This is a genomic window from Massilia consociata (assembly GCF_042432755.1).
Classification (GTDB): domain Bacteria; phylum Pseudomonadota; class Gammaproteobacteria; order Burkholderiales; family Burkholderiaceae_D; genus Telluria; species Telluria consociata.
Genome location: NZ_JBHLWP010000012.1, coordinates 1 through 21,987 on the forward strand (window position 1 = coordinate 1; position 21,987 = coordinate 21,987).

Here is a 21,987-nt window from a genome sequence, read left to right on the forward strand (position 1 = left end):
TGTACAACCACCACATTCCGCAGCGCGCACTCGACGCGAAAACACCCATCCTCGCGCTCAAGGAATGGCAGCAGAAACGACCAGAATTATTCGTTAAACGCGTTTACGATCAAACGGGACTCGACACCTAAGCATACCTTCTGAACACTCACTAGTTATCGAGAAAGAACGTAAAACATCTCGGCGATAACAGCGAGGATGACAGCGATTGCAAGATAACCTGACCACATCACAAACCTTCCTTCCCAATTTCCCTCTTTGCTGAGTTTCGCGTAATAGCTCCACTCATGCCCGGGTTGGTACGCCCCTCTCTTACGATGTTTAGCGTCGATGATTTTGTTTGGGATTCCAAACAAAATCATGAAAATGGGAACAACGATCGCAGAAATCACTATAGTTTCCTCAAGCTATGTTTCTCTAGTCAGATTCTCGATGTCCGCTGCTGGCCGAACCCGGCCGTTGAGCTCAGCATAGCAGGTTGCCAGGACCGAAAAATCGCAGACTGTCACGAAGGACCGGATCCGACCTGTCGCAGTCATTCGCAGAATTTCTGAATCAATGCCTCGGCTGAATCGTAGGAAATCCCGAGCACCCCTGGAACTGCCGCCTTTGGCAGCGCTGACGCCCCGTAAAGTAATTCGCGCAATGCACCAGTCGCTGCCGTCTTCAACCCTGGCTGCTCCTCTCCCACGGTCAAAGGCCAGCGGTGCGAAGCTCTCTTCAGACCATCGGGCTCGATACCGAAAAGTGTGGGGCACTCCTGGTCCCAATGCTCTACCCAATATTGCATTGCTCGGCAAACAGCTTGCTGGTCTACATCCGAAATTTTGGACCAATCCATTGGGACTCTCGCAACAAGAAAGGTATTAGCGTGAAGGTCTGCTCCAGGCCGCTTCCGGAAGTTCATCGAGGCCCGGTGTCTACGCATGCTGCTCTGCTGGCAGAAGGAATCTTGGCAGACCTTAGACGTACTTAACCCGGCCGGATATAGAGTCCCGCGTGCTGCTGCGAATTGCGGTCGCCGCGCCGGTAGCTGCGGAAGGCGAGCGCACCGTGCTCGTCACGTGCGCAGCACGTACAGCCGCCGACGTGGTCGATTGCCTCGACACCTGCCTCACGCAGTTGATGGGCCGCCACGGCGCGCAGGTCCAGGTGCCGCGGTGTCGGCAGCAACTCGCTTGCGGCGATGGCTGGAAAGCGGGATGCGAATTCGTCCGCGAGTTCTGCGCTCACTTCGTAGCACGACGCGCAAATCGTCGGGCCGATCGCGGCAACCCAGTCGCGTCCTCCTGGCAGCGCATCCAGCACCGTCGGGATGATACCGCTGGCGAGGCCGCGCCAACCCGCGTGCACTGCCGCGATGTGGCTGCCGTCGCGCTTTGCCAGCAGCAGGGGCACGCAGTCGGCCGTGACGACGCTAACCGGAATCCCCGGCATCGACGTGTGGAAGGCGTCGGCCTCGCCGACTTGCTGGTGCATGCCGACAATCTTCGCGACACGGGTGCCGTGCACCTGCCTCTTGTTTGGCCGCACATCCCAGACCGGCTGTAGCGCGCCCGGTATCAGTTCCGCTTCTCTACCGAAGCCATGGGTAATATGCGGAATGCTGTTCAGGAGTGCGCTGGTGATCATGGAAAGACTCGCTGGAGATGGCTGGCAGGAAGCGTTTGCACAGGTTTCGATCGGCAAAATGTGCGCGAGGCGGCGACCGCTTTCAAGCTGTGGTGCGGAGAAACGCGGCCGGCTTGCCGCGGTTCAGAACTGCTCGTCCGCCCCCAGGTAACGCCATTGCCCGGGCGGCAGGTCGCCCAGCTTGACCTTGCCGATGCGCACTCGCTTCAGCCCGATCACTTTCAGGCCCACCATGTCGCACATGCGGCGGATCTGGCGCTTGCGGCCTTCGCGCAGGGTGAAGCTGAGCTGGTCCTCGTTCTGCCAGCGCACCTTGGCCGGCAGCAGGGGCTTGCCATCCATCCACAGGCCGTGGTTCAGCTTCTTCAGGTCCGCATCCGGCAGCTTGCCTGGCTTGGTGTACTGCACCCGCACCAGGTATTCCTTCTCGATCGACGTGTTCTCGCCGATGAGCTGCTTGGCGATGCGGCCGTCCTGGGTCAGCACCAGCAGGCCCACCGAGTCGATGTCGAGGCGCCCGGCCGGCACCAGGCTGCGCAGCTGGGTCGGGTGGAACTGTTCGGAAGAAGGATCGTCAGGCCAGCGGTTCTCGGGCTTGATGAGCGTGACGGCGGGCTTGTAGCCGTCTTCGGCCTGGCCGCTGACGTAGCCCACCGGCTTGTTGATCAGGACCGTGACGCGCTTGGACTGCTCGGCGGCGGCCTGGCGCTCGACGGTGATTTTCTGGTGCGGCAGCACCTTGCTGCCCAGCTCGGAGACGACCTTGCCGTCCACCCGCACCCAGCCGCGGGCGATCCATTCATCGGCTTCGCGGCGCGAGGACAGGCCGAGTTCGGACATACGTTTGGAGAGGCGGACAGGTTCGGTCATCGGAAAACAGGAATCAAGTTAAAACGGTAAAGGGAAGGGCTTGCATCTGGCGCGCTGGATGCCGGGCGCTAGATTTTAAGCGCGTCGAGCAGGTCGGTCTCGAGCTGGACCTGCACGCGCGGGTTGGCCAGGGCGGTGCCGTCGATCAGGAACACGTCCTCGACCCGTTCGCCCAGGGTCATGATCTTCGCGGTGTGCAGGTTGATGCGGTAGCGGGTGAGCACGCTGGCGATCGTGTACAGCAGGCCGGGGCGGTCGTTGGCCGCCACCGAGAGCACGTGGAACTGGCCGCGCTCGTCGGGACGCAGGTCCACGCTCGGGGTGACCGGGAAGGTGCGCGACAGGCGCGACAGGCGGCCGCGCGTCGGGACGGGCAGGGCTTCCTGCGACGCCAGCTGGGCGTGCAGCTCGTGCTCGATCAGGTTGATAATGTCGCGGTAGCTGCCCGCGAAATTCTCCTCGGTGACGAGGAAGCTGTCGAGCGCATAGCCGTGGCGCGTGGTATGGATCTTCGCGTCCAGGATGCTGAAATTCTTGCGGTCGAAGTAGCTGCAGATGCGCGCGAACAGGTCGGGCTGGTCCTTCACGTACACGGCCACCTGCAGGCCTTCGCCGATCGGGGCCAGGCGTGCTTTCACCACCGGGCGTTCGCTGGCCACCTTGTCGTGCAGCGCGCGGGTCTGCCAGGCGATGTCGGAGGCGTCGTGGCGCAGGAAGTAGGCGACGTCGAGCTGGCGCCACAGCGCCTCGTGCGCATCGGCGGGGAGACCGTACAGGCGCAGGGTGGCCAGCGCTTCCTTCTGGCGGGCGCGCAGCTCGCGGTCGGTGCTGTGCGGCTCGCCGCCCAGCACGCGCAGGGTCACCCGGTACAGGTCTTCCAGCAGCTTGGCCTTCCAGGCATTCCACACCTTCGGGCTGGTGCCGCGGATGTCGGCGACGGTCAGGAGGTACAGCGCCGTCAGGTGGCGCTCGTCCTTCACGACGGCGGCGAACGCGGCGATGACGTCGGGGTCGGACAGGTCCTGCTTCTGCGCCACGGTGGACATGGTCAGGTGGTGCTGCACCAGGAACACCACCAGTTCGGTGTCGGCCTCGCGCAACCCGTGGCTGACGCAGAACTCGCGTGCGTCCTGCATGCCGAGCTCGGAATGGTCGCCGCCGCGGCCCTTGGCGATGTCGTGGAACAGGGCGGCCACGTAGAGCAGCCAGCGGTCGCGGAAGTCGGCGATCAGCTGGCTGCAGAACGGGTACTCGTGCGCATGCTCGGGCATCGTGAAGCGGCGCAGGTTGCGCACCACCATCATGATGTGCTGGTCCACCGTGTAGACGTGAAACAGGTCGTGCTGCATCTGGCCGATGATGCTGCGGAAGGCCGGCAGGTAGCGCCCCAGGATGCCCATGTCGTTCATGCGGCGCAGCGCGTGCACGAGGCCGACGGGCGCTTTCAGGATGCGCAGGAACAGCGCGCGGTTGGCCGGGTCGGCGCGGAAGGCGTCGTCGATGACGTTCCGCGCATGCCACAGGGCGCGGATGGTGCGTGCGCTCAATCCCTTGATGTCGGGCCGCTCGGTCATCGCCACGAACACCTCGAGCACCGCCGGCGGGTGGCGCTCGAAGGTGTCGTCGTGGGCGATGTCGATGAAGCCGTGGACTTCGTTGAAGCGTACCCCGAACGGGCCGCTGAGCGGGCTGGAGGCGGCCGGGCGCCGGAACAGCTGCGCCTCGATGTTCTGCAGCATGATGGTGTTGAGCTGGGTGACCGTCTTGGCCGCCCAGTAGTAGCGCTGCATCAGGTATTCGCTGGCGCGGCGCCCGTCGCCGTTCTCCAGCCCGAAGGTTTTCGCAATCGCGGTCTGCACGTCGAACACCAGGCGGTCTTCACGGCGCTTCGTCTGCAGGTGCAGGCGCACGCGGATGTCCTTGAAGGCGTATTCCTTTTCCATCAGCTGGCGCGCCTCGGTGCGCGTGATCAGCTTGGCGCGCGCCATCTGGCTCCACGATTCGGCCAGGCCGGCGGCCTTGGCCACCCACAGGATCACCTGCAGGTCGCGCAGCGCGCCCGGGCTTTCCTTGACGTTGGGTTCCAGCGCGAAGGCCGTGTATTCGTACTTCGCGTGGCGCACCCGCATCTCGGCGGTCTTGGCCTGGAAGAAGGCCTGCGGATCCATGGCCGCGCGGTAGCGGTGGCGCAGCTCGTCGAACAGATGCGCGTCGCCGGTGACGAGGCGCGCCTCCAGCAGGCTGGTCTGCACGGTGATGTCCGCGCCGGATTCGACCATGCATTCGTCCACGGTGCGGATGCTGTGGCCGATCTCGAGGCCCAGGTCCCAGAACAGCTGCACCAGCGCTTCGAGCTTTGCCTGGGTGAGGGCGTCGGCCGGCTGGCCGAGCAGGATCAGGAGGTCGACGTCGGAGTGGGGGAACAGCTCGCCGCGGCCATAGCCGCCCACGCCGACCAGGGCCGTATTGGCCGGAAGCCCGGCAGCGTGCCAGGCATCGCCCAGCACGCCGTCGACGCAGGTGCGCAGGCCGCGCAGCAGCTTTTCCGGCTTGCCGTCGTGGCGGAAGGCGTCGATCAGGGCCTGGCGCTCGGATTTCAAGCGCTGGCGCAATTCGGTGCGCGAGCCGTCGAGGAGCGCGGGCTGGCCCATGGCGTTACCGTATGAAGGAAAGGCGGTTCAGGCCGGAACGGCGGCGGCCTGGTTCAGCAGCGGCAGCACGATCGCCGGGGGCGGCGGGCTGCCTGCCGACATCGTCAGGACCTCGACGCCGGTTTCGGTGACGAGCACGGTGTGCTCCCACTGCGCCGACAGGCTGCGATCCTTGGTCTTGATGGTCCAGCCGTCCGGCATTTCCTTGATGTCGCGGCGGCCGGCGTTGATCATCGGCTCGATGGTGAAGATCATGCCTGGCTCCAGGCGTTCCCCGGTGCCGGGACGGCCGTAGTGCAGCACCTGCGGTTCCTCGTGGAAGTTCCTGCCTACGCCGTGTCCGCAGAATTCGCGCACCACGCTGTAGCCGTTCTTCTCGGCGTGCTGCTGGATCGCATGGCCGATGTCGCCCAGGTGGCCGCCCGGCCGGACCTTGGCGATGCCGAGCCACATGCACTCGAAGGTGATCTCCGACAGGCGGCGCGCCATGATCGACGGCTCGCCCACCAGGAACATGCGGCTGTTGTCGCCGTGGAAGCCTTCCTTGGTGATTGGGGTGATGTCGATGTTCAGCGCATCGCCGCTCTTGAGCACGCGGTCGCCCGGGATGCCGTGGCAGATCACGTCGTTGAGCGAGGTGCAGATCGAGCCCGGGAAGGGCGGGTAGCCCGGCGGCGCGTAGTTGAGCGTGGCGGGAACCGTGCCCTGGACATTGACCATGTAGTCGTGGGCCAGCCGATCGAGTTCGCCGGTGGTGACGCCTGGCTTGACGAACGGGGTGATGTAGTCCAGCACTTCCGAGCCGAGCCGGCAGGCGACGCGCATGCCTTCGATTTCGTCAGGGGTCTTGATGATGGTGGCCATAAGGTTTTTTCCTGCAGATCGTGGTTGGCCCGGTGTGCGGGCGATATTGCGCCATTATAAGGGATGCGCGTTTGCGTAGGGTGGGTGGCATTACCGCCCGGCCTACGCAAACCCTTGAACTGCAAGCCAAATCCGGCTAGAATCTCGGGTTGCTCGTATTCGCATCGAGCAATGTTGTAAAAACAGTCTTTTTTAATTGAAATCGCGAGCGTGGCCGCCAAAGGGTGCCTGCTAGGTAACTGGCTACGTTCAAGACCCAACCCTGGAGAATTACATGTCCGTTACTATGCGCGAAATGCTGGAAGCCGGTATCCACTTCGGCCACCAGACCCGTTTCTGGAACCCGAAGATGGCACCGTTCATCTTTGGTCATCGCAACAAGATCCACATCATCAACCTGGAAAAGACCATGGCGATGTACCAGGATGCGATGAAGACCATCAAGCAGATCTCGGCAAACCGCGGCACCATCCTGATGGTCGGCACCAAGCGCCAGGCCCGCGACATCATCGCCGCCGAAGCGCAGCGCGCAGGCGTGCCGTATGTCGACCAGCGCTGGCTGGGCGGCATGCTGACCAACTTCAAGACCATCAAGACCTCGATCAAGCGCCTGAAGGACATGGAAGCCCAGGTCGAAGACGGTTCGGTCGAGAAGCTGTCGAAGAAAGAAGCGCTGATGTTCTCGCGCGAAATGGAAAAGCTGCAGAAGTCGATCGGCGGCATCAAGGAACTGGGCGGTATCCCGGACGCGATCTTCGTCGTCGACGTCGGCTACCACAAGGGCGCCATCACCGAAGCCGGCAAGCTGGGCATCCCGGTCATCGGCGTGGTCGATACCAACCACTCGCCGGAAGGCGTCACCCACGTGATCCCGGGTAACGACGACTCGTCGAAGGCGATCACCCTGTACGCACGCGGCGTCGCCGATGCGATCCTGGAAGGCCGCGCCAACGCCACCAACGAAGTCGTCGAGATGGTCAAGGCCGCTGGCGACGACTTCGTCGAAGTTTCCGAGCAGGCATAATTAATCGGCAGGATCGACCTGCCGGGTTATCGAAAGGGGGCGCCGAGCCGTGGCACGAGCCCCCTTTTTTTAAGCAAAAGATTTAGCAAGAAGATATCGTGCGCAGCTCCGCTGGAGGTGCGCGCTCTTCGATCAACATTTAGGAGAAACGACATGGCAGCAATTACCGCAGCGATGGTGGGTGAACTGCGCGCGAAGACCGACGCGCCGATGATGGAATGCAAGAAGGCACTGACCGAAGCCGACGGCGACATGGCCCGTGCCGAAGAGATCCTGCGCGTCAAGCTGGGCGGCAAGGCATCGAAGGCAGCCGCGCGTATCACCGCTGAAGGCGTGGTCGCCGCTTACATCGCCGGCAACGTCGGCGCGCTGGTCGAGATCAACAGCGAAACCGACTTCGTTGCCAAGAACGAAGAATTCCTGGCCATGGCCAACCTGGCAGCCCGCCTGGTCGCCGAGAAGAACCCGGCCGACGTCGCCGCCCTGGCAGCGATCGAGCACGAAGGCAAGACCTTCGACGACGTGCGTACGGCACTGATCGGCAAAATCGGCGAGAATATGACCGTGCGCCGTTTCCAGCGTTTCGACACCACCGCCAAGCTGGCTTCGTACCTGCACGGCGCCCGTATCGGCGTGATGGTCGAGTTCGAAGGCGAAGACCAGGTCGGCAAGGACGTGGCAATGCACATCGCTGCAATGAAGCCGGTCGCCCTGTCGGCAGAGCAAGTGCCTGCTGAAATGATCGAGAAAGAGCGTTCGGTTGCAGAACTGAAGGCCAAGGAAGACGCCGACAAGGCCGTCGCCGAAGGCAAGCAGCCGCAATCGGCCGAGATCGTCGCCAAGCGTATCGACGGTTCGGTGCAGAAGTACCTGAAGGAAGTGTCGCTGCTGAACCAGGCATTCGTGAAGAACGACAAGCAGTCGATCGAGCAGATGCTGAAGGCCGCCGGCGCCAACGTTAAGGCATTCACGATGTACGTCGTGGGCGAAGGCATCGAGAAGAAAGTCGACGACTTCGCAGCAGAAGTCGCAGCCCAGATGGCTGCAAACAAGCAGTAATATGAAAGCGGGCCGAAAGGCCCGTTTTTGTAGGGTGGTGCAGCGTGCGATCCGCGCCGCACCATCTGCGCCACCTGCCAGGAGCAGGTGAGGCCGGAAGCCGGCAGGACGTCACCCGGCACCGGTCAGACCCGAATTCGACACACAACATAGGAGCCGCTTCATCATGACAAAACCAGCCTACCAACGAGTCCTCCTCAAACTGTCTGGCGAAGCGCTGATGGGTGACGACCAGTTCGGCATCAACCGCGCGACCATCGATCGCATGGTGGCCGACGTGGCGGAAGTGGCGAAGCTGGGCGTGCAGGTGGCGGTCGTGATCGGCGGCGGCAACATCTTCCGTGGCGTGGCCCCGGGCGCCCAGGGCATGGACCGCGCCACCGCGGACTACATGGGCATGCTCGCCACCGTCATGAACGCCCTGGCCCTGGCCGACTCCATGCGCCATGTGGGCATCACCGCGCGTGTGATGTCGGCGATCAGCATCGAGCAGGTGGTCGAGCCCTATGTCCGCCCGAAGGCCCTGCAATACCTGGAAGAGGGCAAGGTCGTCGTCTTTGCCGCCGGCACCGGCAACCCGTTCTTCACCACCGACACCGCCGCCGCGCTGCGCGGTGCGGAAATCTCGGCCGAGATCGTCCTGAAGGCGACCAAGGTCGACGGCGTCTACACCGCCGACCCGAAGAAGGATCCGGATGCGACCCGCTACAACTCGATCTCCTTCGACGAGGCGATCGCCAAGAACCTGCAGGTGATGGACGCCACGGCGTTCGCCCTGTGCCGTGACCAGAAGCTGCCGATCAAGGTCTTCTCCATTGTCAAGCCGGGCGCCATGAAAGCCGTGATCATGGGCGAAGACGAAGGTACACTGGTGCACGTCTAAGCTTTCATTTAATGTAGTTGAATCATTTGAATTAAGAAGAACAGGAGAGCAGCATGTCCTTAGCTGATGTGAAGAAGAACGCCCAGGAACGCATGGCCAAGTCCATCGACACCCTGAAGGCCAACCTGGCGAAGGTCCGCACCGGCCGCGCCCACGCCGGCATCCTCGATTCCGTGACGGTCGAATACTACGGATCGCCGACCCCGCTGTCGCAGGTCGCCAACCTGACCCTGATCGACGCCCGCACCATCGGCGTGACGCCGTTCGAGAAGAAGATGGCCGGCGCCATCGAAAAGGCGATCCGCGACTCCGACCTGGGCCTGAACCCGTCGGCGCAGGGCGACACCATCCGCGTGCCGACCCCGCCGCTGACCGAGGAGCGCCGCAAGGAAATGGTCAAGCTGACCAAGACCGAAGGCGAAGACGCGAAGATCGCCGTGCGTAACATCCGCCGCGATGCCAACGAAGCGCTGAAGAAGATGGTCAAGGACAAGACCGCCTCGGAAGACGAGGAGCGTCGCGCATCGGACGAAGTCCAGAAGCTGACCGACAAGTTCGTCGCCGAGATCGACAAGCTGCTGGCTGAAAAAGAAAAAGACATCATGACGGTGTAACACGGGCCATGCCGGGGCTGCCGTTCGAGAGCCCCGGCGCCCAGGCGGACCGGCCCCGGCATTGCTGCGGCCGGTCCGACTCCCTTTAAGACCGGCTGTCGCGCTCCTGGCCATGCCCCGGGCGCGACTGCCAATCTGGATGCAACGATGTTCAAAAGTTCGACCACTGCCGTACCCGAAGCGCTGACCGTCCCGCGCCATATCGCCATCATTATGGATGGCAATGGTCGTTGGGCAACCAAACGCCTGCTGCCGCGCGTGGCCGGCCACGTCAAGGGCGTGGAGGCGGTGCGCGGCGTCGTCGAGGCTTGCGTCGAACGCGGCGTCGAATACCTGACCCTGTTCGCATTTTCGTCCGAGAACTGGCGTCGTCCGGCCGAGGAGGTATCGCTCCTGATGCGCCTGTTCGTCACCGCGCTCGAGCGCGAAGTGTCGAAGATGCACGCGAATAATATCCGCCTCAAGGTCGTGGGCGACCTGAGCCGCTTCGATCCGAAGCTGCAGGACATGATCAATGCGGCCGAGCGCCGCACCGCCAACAATACCCGCCTGACGGTGAGCGTGTGCGCCAACTATGGCGGGCGCTGGGACATCATGCAGGCCACCGGCAAGATGGTCGCCGCCAACCCGGGCGTGACCGAATTCACCGAAGAAATGCTGGCGCCGCACCTGGCGATGGCCTACGCGCCCGAGCCGGACCTGTTCATCCGTACCGGCGGAGAAGAGCGCATCTCGAACTTCCTGTTGTGGCAGCTGGCGTATTCGGAGCTGTACTTCACCAAGACCTTCTGGCCCGATTTCTCGAAGGAAGCGCTGGACGACGCCATCGCGTCGTTCCAGCAGCGCGAACGCCGCTTCGGCCAGACCGGCGAGCAGGTGGCCAACAAGACCAACGCATAGAACGACCCATAAGCCCAACGATGCTCAAGACCCGGATCCTCACCGCGCTCGTGCTGCTGGCAGTGCTGCTGCCGGTCCTGTATTTCAACCACTACACGGCGTTCGCGGTGGTTGCCTCGGCATTCTTCGGGGCGGCGATCTGGGAGTGCTTCCGCCTGTTCAACCCGCACAGCAATAGCGCGACCCTGATCGCCGCGTTCTGGACGGCCGCGTTCGTCTACGCCTTCTTCGTCGCGCCCGGGAGCGATCCGACTTTCTGGTTCGCCATCGGCGTACTGGTGTGGGCGCTGCGCTTCGCGCCGTCGCTCAAGCTCGGCCTGCCGCCGCTGAACAGCACCGGCAATACCTTCCTGAGCCTGATCTACGCCATCGCCGTGGTCGCCTGCTTTGCGGCGATCGTGACCTTGTTCGCGTATTCGCCCCTGTTCCTGCTGTCGGTGATGGCCATCGTCTGGGCCGCCGACATCTTCGCCTACTTCTCGGGCAAGGCCTTCGGCAAGCGCAAGCTGGCCCCAATGATCTCGCCCGGCAAATCGTGGGAAGGGGCGATCGGTGGCGGCATCGCCGTGCTGGTGCTGGCAACGGCCAGCATCCTGCTCGGCGGCGATGCGCTCGCCGGTACCTTTGCCGCGCGCGTGCAGGCCAGTCTCGGCTGGGCTGCACTGTACGCGGTCCTGATCCTCATCGTCGCCGCCAGCGTGGTCGGCGACCTGTTCGAATCCCAGCTGAAGCGCCGCGCCGGCATGAAGGACAGCAGCAACCTGCTGCCCGGCCACGGCGGCGTGCTGGACCGCATCGACGCACTCGTCCCGGTCCTGCCACTGGCGGCCCTGATCGCCGCCCGGCTCTGACAGAACCCGACAAAGGGAAACCAACATGCAGCGCATTACCATCCTGGGCGCCACCGGCTCGATCGGCGCCTCGACCCTCGACGTGCTCGCCCGCCATCCGCAGCAGTACAGCGTGTACGCACTGACGGCGCATGGCCGCGTCGAGGAACTCGCCGATGCCTGCCGCCGCTTCAGGCCGGCACGTGCCGTGGTCGGCAGCGCGGACGCGGCAGCGCGCCTGGCGCAACTGCTGGCCGCCGACGGCCTGCCGACGCAGGTCGAGCACGGCGAACAGGCCCTGTGCGACGTCGCCTCCAGCCGGGAAGTCGATACCGTGATGGCGGCCATCGTCGGCGCCGCCGGCCTGGCCCCGACCCTGGCCGCGGCGCGCGCCGGCAAGAAGGTCCTGCTGGCCAACAAGGAAGCCCTCGTCATGTCCGGCCAGCTGTTCATGGACGCGGTGCGCGAGCACAAGGCGACGCTGCTGCCGATCGACAGCGAGCACAACGCGATCTTCCAGTCGCTGCCGCAGCACTACGCGCGCGATCCGCAGGCGGCAGGCGTGGCAAAGATCCTCCTGACCGCTTCCGGCGGCCCGTTCCTGAACCGCGCCGTCGAGACCCTGGGCGCGGTCACCCCGGAGGAAGCCTGCAAGCACCCGAACTGGGTCATGGGCCGCAAGATATCGGTCGACTCCGCCACCATGATGAACAAGGGCCTGGAAGTGATCGAGGCCCACTGGCTGTTCGGCGCCCCGGCCGACCGGATCGAGGTCGTGATCCACCCGCAGAGCGTGATCCACTCGATGGTTTCGTACGTGGACGGCTCGGTGCTGGCCCAGCTGGGCAACCCGGACATGCGCACCCCGATCGCGCATGCGCTCGCGTTCCCGGAGCGGATCGACTCGGGCGTGCCCCAGCTCGACCTGACCGACATGGCGGCGCTGCAGTTCTACAAGCCGGACTTCGCGCGCTTCCCCTGCCTGGCACTGGCTTTCGACGCGCTGCGCGCCGGCGGCACCGCGCCGGCCCTGCTCAATGCCGCCAATGAAGTGGCGGTCCAGTCCTTCCTCGACCGCGAGATCGGCTTTCGCGACATCGACCGCGTCATTGCCGGCGCCCTGGATGCCGTGCCGCACGGCCCGGCGCCATCGATCGAGGCGGTGCTCGAGCAGGATGCGCGCGCGCGCGAGGCCGCGCGCGCCCAGGTTTCCACGCTGCGGGGCTGAGCCATGGGCCTGATCTACACCGTGCTGGCCTTCGTGCTGGCCCTCGGTCCCCTGATCGTCCTGCACGAACTGGGCCACTACCTGGTGGCGCGGATGTGCGGCGTGAAGGTGCTGCGTTTTTCGGTCGGCATGGGACGCGTGGTATGGTCGCGCCGGTTCGGCAAGGACCAGACCGAATGGGCGATCTCGGCGCTGCCGCTGGGCGGCTACGTCAAGATGCTGGACAGCCGCGACCCCGAAACCGCGCCGAAGGACGAATCCGAGCTGCATCGCGAATTCACGCGCCAGAGCGTCTGGCGCCGCATCGCCATCGTGGCGGCCGGCCCGCTCGCCAACTTCCTGGTCGCAATCGGCCTGATGGCCGTGCTGTTCATGCACGGTGTCGAGGAGCCGTCGGCGCGCCTGCGCGCGGTGCCGGCCGACTCGGTGGCGGCGCAGGCCGGCATCCGCGGCGGCGATACGGTGGTTGCCGTCAACGGCAACCCGGTTCAGTCCTGGACCGAACTGCGCTGGCAGATCATCCACGCCACCGTGGACAAGGGCGACGCGCGCCTCGAGCTGCAGGCCCAGGGCGGCGGCACCTACAGCGCCACCATTGCCGCGGCCGCGATCGCCAGGCTCGACGTCGAGGGCGACGTGATGAAGGAGCTCGGCCTGGACCTGTGGCGCAAGCCTGCGCGCATTGAAAAGGTGCTGCCGGGCGGGGCAGGGGAGCGCGCCGGCCTGCTGCCGGGCGACCAGATCCTGCGTGCCGACGGCAAGGTGGTCGACGACGGCCTGGCCTTCACCGAGACCATGCGCGCATCGGGCGGACGCCCGGTGCAGCTGGAGGTCGAGCGCGACGGACGGCCGATTCCCGTGACCGTCGAACCCGAGCGCGATGCCAACGGGCGCGGCGTGGCCAAGGTCATGCTGTCGCAACCGGTCGAGATGGTCACGGTCTCGTCCGGCCCGATCGATGCGGTCGTCAAGGGCGTGGAGCGGACCTGGGAGACCAGCGTCATGACCATCAAGATGATCGGCAGGATGATTACCGGCGAAGCCTCGTGGAAGAACGTCACCGGCCCGATCACGATTGCCGACTACGCGGGCCAGACCGCGCGGGTCGGCCTGACCACCTATTTGCAGTTCATTGCATTTATTAGTATTAGCTTAGGCGTAATGAATTTGTTACCAATTCCGGTTCTGGATGGTGGCCATTTACTGTATTATTCGCTGGAAGTTTTGACCGGGCGCCCCCTGCCTGCGCGAGTCGGAGAGTTCGCGCAACGCTTCGGGGTCGGCCTGCTGTTCATGCTGATGGCGCTCGCCGTCTTCAATGACCTGGTGCGGTTGCTATAGCGGTGCCCACAGAGGTCCGCGCACCGGCAGAAGAATATGTATGTTGTCCAATGACTGACCCAGAAATCCAGCCAATGAATTCACAACCTGATCGTTTTGCCCTGCCGTTCATCCGCCGCAGCATGATTGGCGCAGCCGTATTGGCCCTTTGCGCCGGCAATGCGCTTGCCGTCAACCCGTTCGTGGTCAAGGACATCCGGGTCGAAGGCATCCAGCGTACGGAAGCGGGCACCGTGTTCAGCTACCTGCCGGTGCGCGTGGGCGAGACCTTCGACGAGGACAAGGCAACCGCGGCGATCAAGGCCCTGTTCGCGACCGGCTTCTTCAAGGACATCCGCCTGGAGGAGGAGAACGGCGTGCTGGTCGTGCTGGTCGAGGAACGCCCGGCGATCTCGTCGGTGGACTTCACCGGCACCAAGGAATTCGAAAAGGACATGCTGGTCAAGGCCCTGCGCGAAATCGGCGTGGGCGAGACCAAGATCTTCGACAAGGCGGCGGTCGACCGCGCCGAGCAGGAACTCAAGCGCCAGTACCTGTCGCACGGCCTGTACGGCGTGAAGATCACCACAACCGTCACCCCGATCGAGCGCAACCGCGTGACGATCATGTTCAACGTCGACGAAGGCTCGGTCGCCAAGATCAAGGGCATCACGTTCGTGGGCAACAAGGCCTTCTCGGACAAGCAGCTGCGCGAACTGCTGCAGCTGTCGACCTCGGGCTGGTTCACCTGGTACTCCAAGGCCGACCAGTACTCCAAGCAGAAGCTGACCGGCGACCTCGAAGCCATCAAGTCCTGGTACCTGAACCACGGCTACCTCGAAGCCAATGTCGAATCGACCCAGGTCTCGATCACCCCGGACAAGCGCGACATCTACCTGACCCTCAACATCACCGAAGGCGAGAAGTACACCGTCTCGGGCGTGAAGCTCGAAGGCGAGATGTTCGGCCGCGAGGACGAGCTCAGGCAGCTGATCCTGCTCCAGCCGGGCAAGACCTATTCGGGCAGTGCGCAGGAGGCGACCAACAAGCTGATCGCCGACCGCCTCGGCACCTTCGGCTACGCGTTCGCCAACGTCACCGCCAACCCGGAGATCAACCGCGAGAAGCGCGAAGTCGAATTCACCTTCTTCATCGATCCGGGCAAGCGCGCCTACGTGCGCCACATGAACATCGCCGGCAATACCGTGACCCGCGACGAAGTGATCCGCCGCGAATTCCGCCAGTTCGAAAGCTCGTGGTACGACGCCAACCGCGTCAAGCTCTCGCGCGACCGCGTCGACCGCCTCGGCTACTTCAAGGACGTGAAGGTCGAGACGCCGGAATCGCCGGGCACCACCGACCAGGTCGACGTGAACTTCGTGGTCGAGGAAAAGCCGACCGGTAACTTCATGATCGGCGGCGCGTTCTCGCAGTCGGAGAAGTTCACCTTCACCGCCTCGATCTCGCAGGCCAACTTCGCCGGCAGCGGCAACACCATCGGCCTGGAACTGAATACCAGCAAGTACAACCGCACGATCGCGTTCTCGCAGACCAATCCGTACTTCACGGACGACGGCATCTCGCGCTCGTTCCAGGCCTACCTGCGCACTTCGCGTCCGCCGGCGCTGAACCTGGGCCTGTTCACCGTGCGCCAGACCGGTGGCTCGATGACTTTCGGCGTGCCGTTCTCGGAATCGGATACCGTCTTCTTCGGGGCCGGCCTTGAGCGCACCCAGATCGAGACCGACCAGACTTCCCCGGAGATCTACAAGCAGTTCGTGCAGCAGAACGGCGGTCCGCAAAGCGGCATCGGCAAGGCCAGTACCAACGCCATCCCGCTGACCGCGGCATGGGGCCGCGATACCCGCGACAGCGCGGTGACGCCGACCCGCGGCCGCTTCCAGCGCGCCAACCTCGAGGTCGACGCCATCGGCGACGCCAAGTACTACCGACTGGTGTACGAACACCAGTGGTGGCGTCCGCTCACGCGCTGGATGACGCTGGCGCTGCGCGGCGAGTTCGACTACGGCAAGGGCATCGGCGACAGCCGCTACCCGGTCTTCAAGAACTTCTACGCCGGCGGCATCGGTTCGGTGCGCGGCTACGAGAGTTCGTCGCTGGGCGTGGTCGATCCGCGCTTCTACGACGCGGTGGGCGGCTCCAAGCGCGTCATCGCCAACGCCGAACTGCAGTTCCCGTTCCCGGGCAGCGGCACCGACCGCAGCCTGCGCTGGTTCACCTTCGTGGACGGCGGCCAGGTGTTCCAGGAGGACGCGCGGATCCGCCTCGAGCAGATGCGCTACTCGGCGGGTATCGGCCTGTCGTGGATTTCCCCGGTGGGACCGCTCAAGTTGAGTTATGCTAAGCCCCTGAACGCCTTGCCGGGCGACCGCCTGGAACGCTTCCAGTTCCAGATGGGCACCGGCTTCTGACCGGGCCGCCTTGGCTGGCTTATTTGGGGTCCACCGCGGGCCCACATCGACATGCGGAGAATGATTTGAAAACGCTGATTGCCTCGTTGCCCCGGCCGCTGTTCCGGACTCTGCTGCTGGCCGCGCTGTGCGCAGCGCCGCTGGGCCAGGCTCAGGCCCAGATGGGCCCGAGCCGGATCGGCTACGTCGCCACCGAGCGCCTGATGACCGAGTCGAAGATGGCGAAGACGGCCGATGCGCGCATCCAGGCGGAATTCTCGAAGCGCCAGAAGGCGGTCGAAGAGACTGTCACGAAGCTCAAGCAGATGTCGGAGAAGTTCGACAAGGAAGCGGCCGGCCTGACCGACGTCGAGCGCACCCGCCGGGCGCGCGAGCTGCTCAACATGGACAAGGACGTCCAGCGCATGCAGCGCGAGTTCCAGGAAGACCTCATGCAGCGCAAGAACGAGGAACGCGCCGCCATCGCGACGCGCGCCTACAAGATCATCGAGCAGGTCGCCGAGCAGGAAAAGCTCGACGCCGTGCTGGCCGAGGCCGCATGGTCGAGCCCGCGCATCGACATCACCGACAAGATCCTGAAGTTACTGGACAAGTAAGCTGGACAATGGAGCTCGCGGCCATCGGGCCGGCGGGCAAGGACAAGTACGACATTGACTGACACCCGACATCCCAACATGGGCATTCGACTGAAAGACCTGGTCGAGCGCTTCGGCGGACAACTGGTGGGCGACCCGGACCTCGAGGTGACGGCCATTGCGCCGCTCGACAGCGCCGGCGCCTCGCACATCAGCTTCCTCAGCAACAGCAAGCTGCGCGCGCTGGCCGCGCAAAGCGGGGCCGCGGCCCTGATCCTGTCGCCGCTGGACGATCCGACCGTCGCCGCCACCTACGAAGGCGCGCGCATCGTCACCACCAACCCCTACGCCTACTTCGCGCGTACCGCGCAGTATTTCGAGTCGCTGGCGGCGACGCCGCCGGCGCCCGGAATCGACCCGAGCGCGGTGGTGTCGAAGGACGCCGTGGTCGACCCGACCGCCACGGTCGGCCCGCACGTGACCATCGAAGCGGGCGCCGTGGTGGGCGCACACGCCGTGATCGACGCCGGCTGCTTCATCGGCCGCGAAGCGCGCATCGGCGAGGGCACCCACCTGTTCGCCAACGTGACCTTCCACGCCCGCTGCGTCATCGGCGCGCGCGGCATCATCCATTCGGGCGCCGTGATCGGCACCGACGGCTTCGGCTTCGCGGTCGAAGGCGGCAAGTACATCAAGATCCCGCAGACCGGGCGCGTGGTCATCGGCGACGACGTCGACATCGGCGCCAATACCTGCATCGACCGTGGTGCGCTGGCCGACACCGTCATCGAGGACGGTGTCAAGCTCGACAACCAGATCCAGATCGGCCACAACTGCCACGTGGGGGCGCACACCGCCATGGCCGGCTGCGTGGGCGTGGCCGGCAGCGCCAGGATCGGCAAGGGTTGCACCTTCGGCGGCGCCGCCATGGTGCTGGGCCACCTTGAGATCGCCGACAACGTCCATATTTCCTCCGGCAGCATGGTGTCGCGCTCCGTGCTCGAACCGGGGCAGTACACCGGTTTCTACCCGCTGGCCAAGAATGCCGAATGGGAGCGCAGCGCCGCCATCGTGCGCAACCTGGCGTCGATGCGCGAGAAGATCCGCGTCCTTGAAAAAACAATCAAAACACTGACAGAACAAAAATGAACACCGAAGTCCAGACCACGAACGCCGTCAAGACCCTCGACATCAACGCGATCAAGGAGTACCTGCCGCACCGCTACCCGCTGCTGCTGGTCGACCGCGTGCTCGACGTCGAGCTTGGCAAGCGCATCACGGCCATCAAGAACGTGACCGTCAACGAGGAATTCTTCAACGGCCACTTCCCGCACAAGCCGGTCATGCCGGGCGTCCTGATGATCGAAGCGATGGCGCAGACCGCCGCCATCCTGTCGTTCATGACCATGAACGTGAAGCCGGACGAGAATTCGGTGGTGTACTTCGTGGGCATCGACAATGCGCGCTTCAAGCGTCCGGTCGAGCCGGGCGACCAGCTCAAGATGGAAGTCGAGATCCTGCGCGTGTCGCGCGGCATCTGGAAGTACAAGGCCGTCGCCAGCGTCGACGGCAAGGTCGCGGTCGAGGGTGAGCTGATGTGCACCATCCGCGCGAACGACGCTTCGGCACCGGCAGTGGGACAGTAACATGAGCAAGATCCATCCTAGCGCGATCGTCGACCCGAAGGCCGAGCTGGACAGCTCGGTCGAAGTCGGCCCGTACTCGATCATCGGCCCGAACGTGCGCATCGGCGCCGGCACCGTGGTCGGGCCGCACGTGGTCATCGAAGGCCATACGACGATCGGCAAGGACAACCGGTTCTTCCAGTTCGGTTCGATCGGCGCCGCGCCGCAGGACAAGAAGTGGAAGGGCGAGCCGACCCGCCTGGAGATCGGCGACGGTAACACCATCCGCGAATTCGTCACCTTCAACCTGGGTACCGCCCAGGACGAAGGCGTCACGCGCCTGGGCGACGACAACTGGATCTCGGCCTACGTGCACCTGGCGCACGACTGCCAGGTGGGCAGCCACACGATCTTCTCGAACAACGCACAGCTGGCCGGGCACGTGCACGTGGGCGACCACGCGATCCTGTCGGGCTACTGCGGCGTGCACCAGTTCTGCAAGATCGGCGCCCATGCCTTCATCGGCATGTACACCAGCCTGACCCAGGACGTGCCGCCGTTCGTGCTGGTGTCGGGCAACCCGGCCGGCCAGCGCGGCATCAACATCGAAGGCCTCAAGCGCCGCGGCTTCACGCGCGAGCAGATCGACGGCATCCGCGCCGCCTACAAGCTGCTGTACCGCTCGAACCTCACGCTGGAAGAGGCCAAGGCCGCCCTGCTGGAGCAGGAAGCCGTCCTTCCGGCGGCCGCGGCCGACATCCGCGCGATGCGCGAATTCCTGGGGTCGGCCACCCGTGGCATCGTCCGCTGAGATTTTCTCCGGCGGCACCCCGCGCCCGGAGATTTCGCTGGCGATGGTCGCCGGCGAGGTGTCCGGCGACATGCTCGCGGCGCGCCTGATGGCCGGGCTGCGTCCGCACCTGCCGAACGCGCGCTTCCACGGCATCGGCGGCCCGCGCATGCTGGAGCAGGGCATGGTGTCGGACGTCCCGATCGAGACGCTCACCGTGCGCGGCCTGTTCGAGATCATCCCGCGCTACCGCGAGATCAAGGGCATCCAGAACCGCCTGCGCGACCGCCTGCTGCTTGATCCGCCGGCAGCCTTCATCGGCGCCGACTACCCCGGCTTCAACCTCGGCCTGGAAGAGCAGCTGCGCGCGCAAGGCATTCCCACCGTCCACTTCGTCAGCCCGCAGATATGGGCCTGGCGCGGCGGGCGCATCAAGAAGATCAAGCGCGCCGTGTCGCACATGCTGGTGATCTTCCCGTTCGAGGAAGCGATCTATCGCGCGGCGGGCGTGCCGGTGACCTATATCGGCCATCCGCTGGCCGAGATGATCCCGCTGGCGCCCGAGGTGGCCGCGGCGCGGGAGTCGCTCGGCATTGCCAGGGATGCGCGCGTGGTCACGGTGATGCCGGGCAGCCGCATGGGCGAACTGAAGTACCTGGTCGAGCCGTTCATCGGCGCCGTGAAGCTGCTGGCCCAGCGCGATCCGAACCTGGTGTTCGTGGTGCCGATGGCGGGCGAGCGCCAGCGCGCTTACTACACCGAGATCGTGAACAAGGCCGGGCTGGCCGATGTGAAGGTAGAACTGGTCGATGGCCAGTCGCACGCGGCCATCGCCGCCGCCGACGCCGTGCTGGTCGCATCCGGCACCGCCACGCTCGAAGTGGCGCTGTTCAAGAAGCCGATGGTCATCGCATACAAGGTGATGCGCGCTTCGTGGGAAATCATGCGCCACATGGGCTACCAGCCATGGATCGGCCTGCCGAACATCCTGGCGCGCGAATTCCTCGTTCCGGAGTATCTTCAGCATGCGGCCACGCCCTCGGTGCTGGCCGATGCCGTGTGGCGCCAGCTGGACGACCCGGCCGGACGCGAGGCGCTGGCGCGGCGTTTTACCGACATGCACCACAGCCTGCTGCGTAATAGCGCCGAGGCGAGCGCGGATGCCGTCCTGCGGGTCATCGGAAGAAAGAAATGAGCAAGAAGAAGGTCAATCCCTACCCGGGGCTGCCGCCCCGGCTGCGGCCGTTCACCGACGCCGACATCGTGTGCGGCGTCGACGAGGCCGGCCGCGGTCCGCTGGCGGGGCCGGTGTTCGCCGCCGCCGTCATCCTCGACCCGAAACGGCCGATCGAGGGCCTGCGCGACTCCAAGAAGCTGACCGAGGCGCGTCGCGACGAGCTGGCGCCGCTGATCAGGGAGCAGGCGCTGGCCTGGGCGATCGCCGAGTGCTCGTGCGAAGAGATCGATACCCTCAACATCCTGCACGCCACCATGCTGGCGATGCGCCGCGCGGTGGAGGCGCTGAAGACCGTGCCGACCATCGCGCTCATCGACGGCAACCGCTGCCCGCCGATGGACATTCGCGCGCACGCCGTGGTCGAAGGCGACGACAAGGTGCATGCGATCTCGGCGGCCTCGATCCTGGCCAAGACCGCGCGCGACGCCGCCCTGGTGCAGCTGCACGCGCAATATCCGCAATACTGTTTCGACCAGCACAAGGGCTACTCGACGGCCCTGCACCTGGAGCGCCTGCGCCTGCACGGGCCGTCGCCGGTGCACCGCCGCTCGTTCGGGCCGGTGCGCGAGCTGCTGCAGGCCGACCTGTTCGCCGCATGAGATCTGATCGATGAAGAGCATCACCTCGCGCGACAACGCGTTCTACAAGGAGCTCAAGGGGCTCGCCACCAGTTCGCAGGCGCGCCGCAAGGCCGGCCAAAGCCTGCTCGACGGCGTCCACCTGTGCCAGTCCTGGCTCGACCTGCGCGGCGCCCCGCTGCATTGCGTGGTATCGGACGGGGCGCTCGCCAATCCGGAAGTGGCGAACATCGTCGCGGCCTGCGAAGGCCTGGGCGCGCACGTCACGGCGCTGCCTGAGGCGCTGTTCGCCGCCATCAGCCAGGTCGAGAACGGCGTGCACATCGTGTTCGTGGTCGACTCGCCCAAGCCGTCCAGGGCGCCCGGCCTGGTCGAGTCGAGCGTGCTGCTCGACGGCGTGCAGGACCCGGGCAACGTCGGCTCGATCCTGCGCAGCGCCGCCGCCAGCGGCATCAAACAGGTCTATTGCAGCCCCGGGACCGCCTTCTGCTGGTCGCCCAAGGTGCTGCGCGCCGCGATGGGGGCCCATTTCGTCCTCGACATCTTCGAGAACATCGAACTCGCTGAGCTGGTGCGCGCGGCGCAGGTGCCGGTACTGGCCACCAGCGGCTACGCATCGGAGCGCCTGTACTCCCTCGACCTGCGCCGTCCGGTGGCCTGGGTGCTGGGCCACGAAGGGCAGGGCGTATCGCGGGAATTGCTGGAGCTCGCGACGCACCGGGTCGCGGTGCCGCATGCGGGCAAGGTGGAGTCGCTCAACGTGGCCGCGTGCGCCGCGGTGTGCTTCTTCGAGCAGCTGCGCCAGTTGCAGGAATAGCGAAGGCAGGCACATCGGCATGGACGCCGGCCCGGTCTCGGGGTAATCTGGCTTTGAG

The 21,987-nt window shown here is 64.9% G+C and carries 21 protein-coding genes and 1 pseudogene; 17 read left to right on the top strand and 5 right to left on the bottom strand.

Translation table 11 applies throughout. From position 1 onward, the window contains the following. A pseudogene (locus ACFFJK_RS13085) lies at positions 1-131 on the top strand (IS481 family transposase); the annotation flags it as partial. A 24-nt stretch (positions 132-155) separates the two neighbouring features. On the opposite strand, the gene ACFFJK_RS13090 reads toward ACFFJK_RS13085, so the two are convergent. The 5 genes from ACFFJK_RS13090 to map all read right to left on the bottom strand — a co-directional run bounded on the left by ACFFJK_RS13090 (position 156) and on the right by map (position 6,017). Next, positions 156-392, bottom strand: coding sequence for a hypothetical protein (locus tag ACFFJK_RS13090; RefSeq protein WP_379679680.1), 237 nt, complete (start codon positions 390-392; stop codon positions 156-158). A 580-nt stretch (positions 393-972) separates the two neighbouring features. Further along, on the bottom strand, positions 973-1,632 hold the full coding sequence (locus tag ACFFJK_RS13095; protein WP_379679681.1) for a purine nucleoside phosphorylase YfiH/LACC1 family protein: 660 nt from the start codon (positions 1,630-1,632) through the stop codon (positions 973-975). Between the two features lie 123 nt (positions 1,633-1,755). Next, positions 1,756-2,502 (bottom strand): pseudouridine synthase, encoded by a 747-nt coding sequence (locus ACFFJK_RS13100; protein ID WP_379679682.1) that lies wholly within the window; start codon positions 2,500-2,502, stop codon positions 1,756-1,758. A gap of 68 nt (positions 2,503-2,570) precedes the next feature. Next, positions 2,571-5,153, bottom strand: a complete 2,583-nt coding sequence (locus tag ACFFJK_RS13105; RefSeq protein ID WP_379679683.1) for a [protein-PII] uridylyltransferase — start codon at positions 5,151-5,153, stop codon at positions 2,571-2,573. 27 nt (positions 5,154-5,180) lie between these two features. Then, positions 5,181-6,017 carry a type I methionyl aminopeptidase gene (map, locus tag ACFFJK_RS13110; RefSeq protein WP_379679684.1) on the bottom strand — a complete coding sequence of 279 codons (837 nt, stop codon included), beginning with the start codon at positions 6,015-6,017 and terminating at the stop codon, positions 5,181-5,183. A 274-nt stretch (positions 6,018-6,291) separates the two neighbouring features. On the opposite strand from map, the gene rpsB reads away from it, so the two are divergent. The 16 genes from rpsB (at position 6,292) to ACFFJK_RS13190 (ending at position 21,929) form a co-directional block, all read left to right on the top strand. Then, positions 6,292-7,041 carry a 30S ribosomal protein S2 gene (gene rpsB / locus ACFFJK_RS13115; protein WP_379679686.1) on the top strand — a complete coding sequence of 250 codons (750 nt, stop codon included), beginning with the start codon at positions 6,292-6,294 and terminating at the stop codon, positions 7,039-7,041. Between the two features lie 153 nt (positions 7,042-7,194). Beyond that, positions 7,195-8,100 (top strand): translation elongation factor Ts, encoded by a 906-nt coding sequence (tsf, locus tag ACFFJK_RS13120; protein ID WP_379679688.1) that lies wholly within the window; start codon positions 7,195-7,197, stop codon positions 8,098-8,100. A gap of 166 nt (positions 8,101-8,266) precedes the next feature. Further along, positions 8,267-8,983: a UMP kinase gene (pyrH, locus tag ACFFJK_RS13125; protein WP_379679689.1), complete on the top strand. Its 717-nt coding sequence runs from the start codon at positions 8,267-8,269 to the stop codon at positions 8,981-8,983. Between the two features lie 53 nt (positions 8,984-9,036). Continuing rightward, a complete protein-coding gene (gene frr, locus ACFFJK_RS13130; RefSeq protein WP_379679690.1) occupies positions 9,037-9,597 on the top strand; it encodes a ribosome recycling factor in 561 nt (186 codons plus the stop codon). 147 nt (positions 9,598-9,744) lie between these two features. Next, positions 9,745-10,497 (top strand): polyprenyl diphosphate synthase, encoded by a 753-nt coding sequence (gene uppS / locus ACFFJK_RS13135; protein ID WP_379679692.1) that lies wholly within the window; start codon positions 9,745-9,747, stop codon positions 10,495-10,497. A 20-nt stretch (positions 10,498-10,517) separates the two neighbouring features. Beyond that, a complete protein-coding gene (locus ACFFJK_RS13140) occupies positions 10,518-11,348 on the top strand; it encodes a phosphatidate cytidylyltransferase (RefSeq protein ID WP_379679693.1) in 831 nt (276 codons plus the stop codon). Positions 11,349-11,373: 25 nt separating this feature from the next. Continuing rightward, positions 11,374-12,555: a 1-deoxy-D-xylulose-5-phosphate reductoisomerase gene (ispC, locus tag ACFFJK_RS13145; protein WP_379679694.1), complete on the top strand. Its 1,182-nt coding sequence runs from the start codon at positions 11,374-11,376 to the stop codon at positions 12,553-12,555. Between the two features lie 3 nt (positions 12,556-12,558). Further along, positions 12,559-13,896, top strand: a complete 1,338-nt coding sequence (rseP, locus tag ACFFJK_RS13150) for an RIP metalloprotease RseP (protein ID WP_379679695.1) — start codon at positions 12,559-12,561, stop codon at positions 13,894-13,896. Between the two features lie 74 nt (positions 13,897-13,970). Then, on the top strand, positions 13,971-16,307 hold the full coding sequence (gene bamA, locus ACFFJK_RS13155; protein WP_379679696.1) for an outer membrane protein assembly factor BamA: 2,337 nt from the start codon (positions 13,971-13,973) through the stop codon (positions 16,305-16,307). 65 nt (positions 16,308-16,372) lie between these two features. After that, the gene (locus tag ACFFJK_RS13160) at positions 16,373-16,903 is read left to right on the top strand and encodes an OmpH/Skp family outer membrane protein (RefSeq protein WP_379679697.1); all 531 of its coding nucleotides are present in this window, start codon (positions 16,373-16,375) and stop codon (positions 16,901-16,903) included. 78 nt (positions 16,904-16,981) lie between these two features. Beyond that, entirely contained in the window at positions 16,982-18,031 is a 1,050-nt protein-coding gene (gene lpxD / locus ACFFJK_RS13165; RefSeq protein ID WP_379679750.1) for a UDP-3-O-(3-hydroxymyristoyl)glucosamine N-acyltransferase, read from the top strand. Continuing rightward, positions 18,028-18,528: a 3-hydroxyacyl-ACP dehydratase FabZ gene (gene fabZ / locus ACFFJK_RS13170; RefSeq protein WP_379679698.1), complete on the top strand. Its 501-nt coding sequence runs from the start codon at positions 18,028-18,030 to the stop codon at positions 18,526-18,528. Before lpxD ends, fabZ begins: the two co-directional genes overlap by 4 nt. A gap of 1 nt (position 18,529) precedes the next feature. Beyond that, positions 18,530-19,318: an acyl-ACP--UDP-N-acetylglucosamine O-acyltransferase gene (gene lpxA / locus ACFFJK_RS13175; protein WP_379679700.1), complete on the top strand. Its 789-nt coding sequence runs from the start codon at positions 18,530-18,532 to the stop codon at positions 19,316-19,318. 43 nt (positions 19,319-19,361) lie between these two features. Continuing rightward, positions 19,362-20,492 (top strand): lipid-A-disaccharide synthase, encoded by a 1,131-nt coding sequence (gene lpxB, locus ACFFJK_RS13180; protein ID WP_379679752.1) that lies wholly within the window; start codon positions 19,362-19,364, stop codon positions 20,490-20,492. Next, the gene (gene rnhB, locus ACFFJK_RS13185; RefSeq protein ID WP_379679702.1) at positions 20,489-21,133 is read left to right on the top strand and encodes a ribonuclease HII; all 645 of its coding nucleotides are present in this window, start codon (positions 20,489-20,491) and stop codon (positions 21,131-21,133) included. The genes lpxB and rnhB overlap by 4 nt, the downstream gene beginning before the upstream one ends. Positions 21,134-21,143: 10 nt before the next feature. Beyond that, positions 21,144-21,929, top strand: coding sequence for a TrmH family RNA methyltransferase (locus tag ACFFJK_RS13190; protein ID WP_379679703.1), 786 nt, complete (start codon positions 21,144-21,146; stop codon positions 21,927-21,929). The last annotated feature ends 58 nt before the right edge of the window (positions 21,930-21,987 follow it).

Excerpts from the sequence above, each read along its gene's own strand:
- fabZ (WP_379679698.1), top strand. The coding sequence starts at position 18,028 with ATGAACACCGAAGTCCAGACCACGAACGCCGTCAAGACCCTCGACATC.
- bamA (WP_379679696.1), top strand. The coding sequence starts at position 13,971 with ATGAATTCACAACCTGATCGTTTTGCCCTGCCGTTCATCCGCCGCAGC.
- ACFFJK_RS13140 (WP_379679693.1), top strand. The coding sequence starts at position 10,518 with ATGCTCAAGACCCGGATCCTCACCGCGCTCGTGCTGCTGGCAGTGCTG.
- lpxB (WP_379679752.1), top strand. The coding sequence starts at position 19,362 with ATGGTCGCCGGCGAGGTGTCCGGCGACATGCTCGCGGCGCGCCTGATG.
- ispC (WP_379679694.1), top strand. The coding sequence starts at position 11,374 with ATGCAGCGCATTACCATCCTGGGCGCCACCGGCTCGATCGGCGCCTCG.
- lpxD (WP_379679750.1), top strand. The coding sequence starts at position 16,982 with ATGGGCATTCGACTGAAAGACCTGGTCGAGCGCTTCGGCGGACAACTG.
- map (WP_379679684.1), bottom strand. The coding sequence starts at position 6,017 with ATGGCCACCATCATCAAGACCCCTGACGAAATCGAAGGCATGCGCGTC.
- rpsB (WP_379679686.1), top strand. The coding sequence starts at position 6,292 with ATGTCCGTTACTATGCGCGAAATGCTGGAAGCCGGTATCCACTTCGGC.
- rseP (WP_379679695.1), top strand. The coding sequence starts at position 12,559 with ATGGGCCTGATCTACACCGTGCTGGCCTTCGTGCTGGCCCTCGGTCCC.
- frr (WP_379679690.1), top strand. The coding sequence starts at position 9,037 with ATGTCCTTAGCTGATGTGAAGAAGAACGCCCAGGAACGCATGGCCAAG.
- rnhB (WP_379679702.1), top strand. The coding sequence starts at position 20,489 with ATGAGCAAGAAGAAGGTCAATCCCTACCCGGGGCTGCCGCCCCGGCTG.
- ACFFJK_RS13095 (WP_379679681.1), bottom strand. The coding sequence starts at position 1,632 with ATGATCACCAGCGCACTCCTGAACAGCATTCCGCATATTACCCATGGC.
- ACFFJK_RS13190 (WP_379679703.1), top strand. The coding sequence starts at position 21,144 with ATGAAGAGCATCACCTCGCGCGACAACGCGTTCTACAAGGAGCTCAAG.
- lpxA (WP_379679700.1), top strand. The coding sequence starts at position 18,530 with ATGAGCAAGATCCATCCTAGCGCGATCGTCGACCCGAAGGCCGAGCTG.
- uppS (WP_379679692.1), top strand. The coding sequence starts at position 9,745 with ATGTTCAAAAGTTCGACCACTGCCGTACCCGAAGCGCTGACCGTCCCG.
- ACFFJK_RS13100 (WP_379679682.1), bottom strand. The coding sequence starts at position 2,502 with ATGACCGAACCTGTCCGCCTCTCCAAACGTATGTCCGAACTCGGCCTG.
- ACFFJK_RS13105 (WP_379679683.1), bottom strand. The coding sequence starts at position 5,153 with ATGGGCCAGCCCGCGCTCCTCGACGGCTCGCGCACCGAATTGCGCCAG.
- tsf (WP_379679688.1), top strand. The coding sequence starts at position 7,195 with ATGGCAGCAATTACCGCAGCGATGGTGGGTGAACTGCGCGCGAAGACC.
- pyrH (WP_379679689.1), top strand. The coding sequence starts at position 8,267 with ATGACAAAACCAGCCTACCAACGAGTCCTCCTCAAACTGTCTGGCGAA.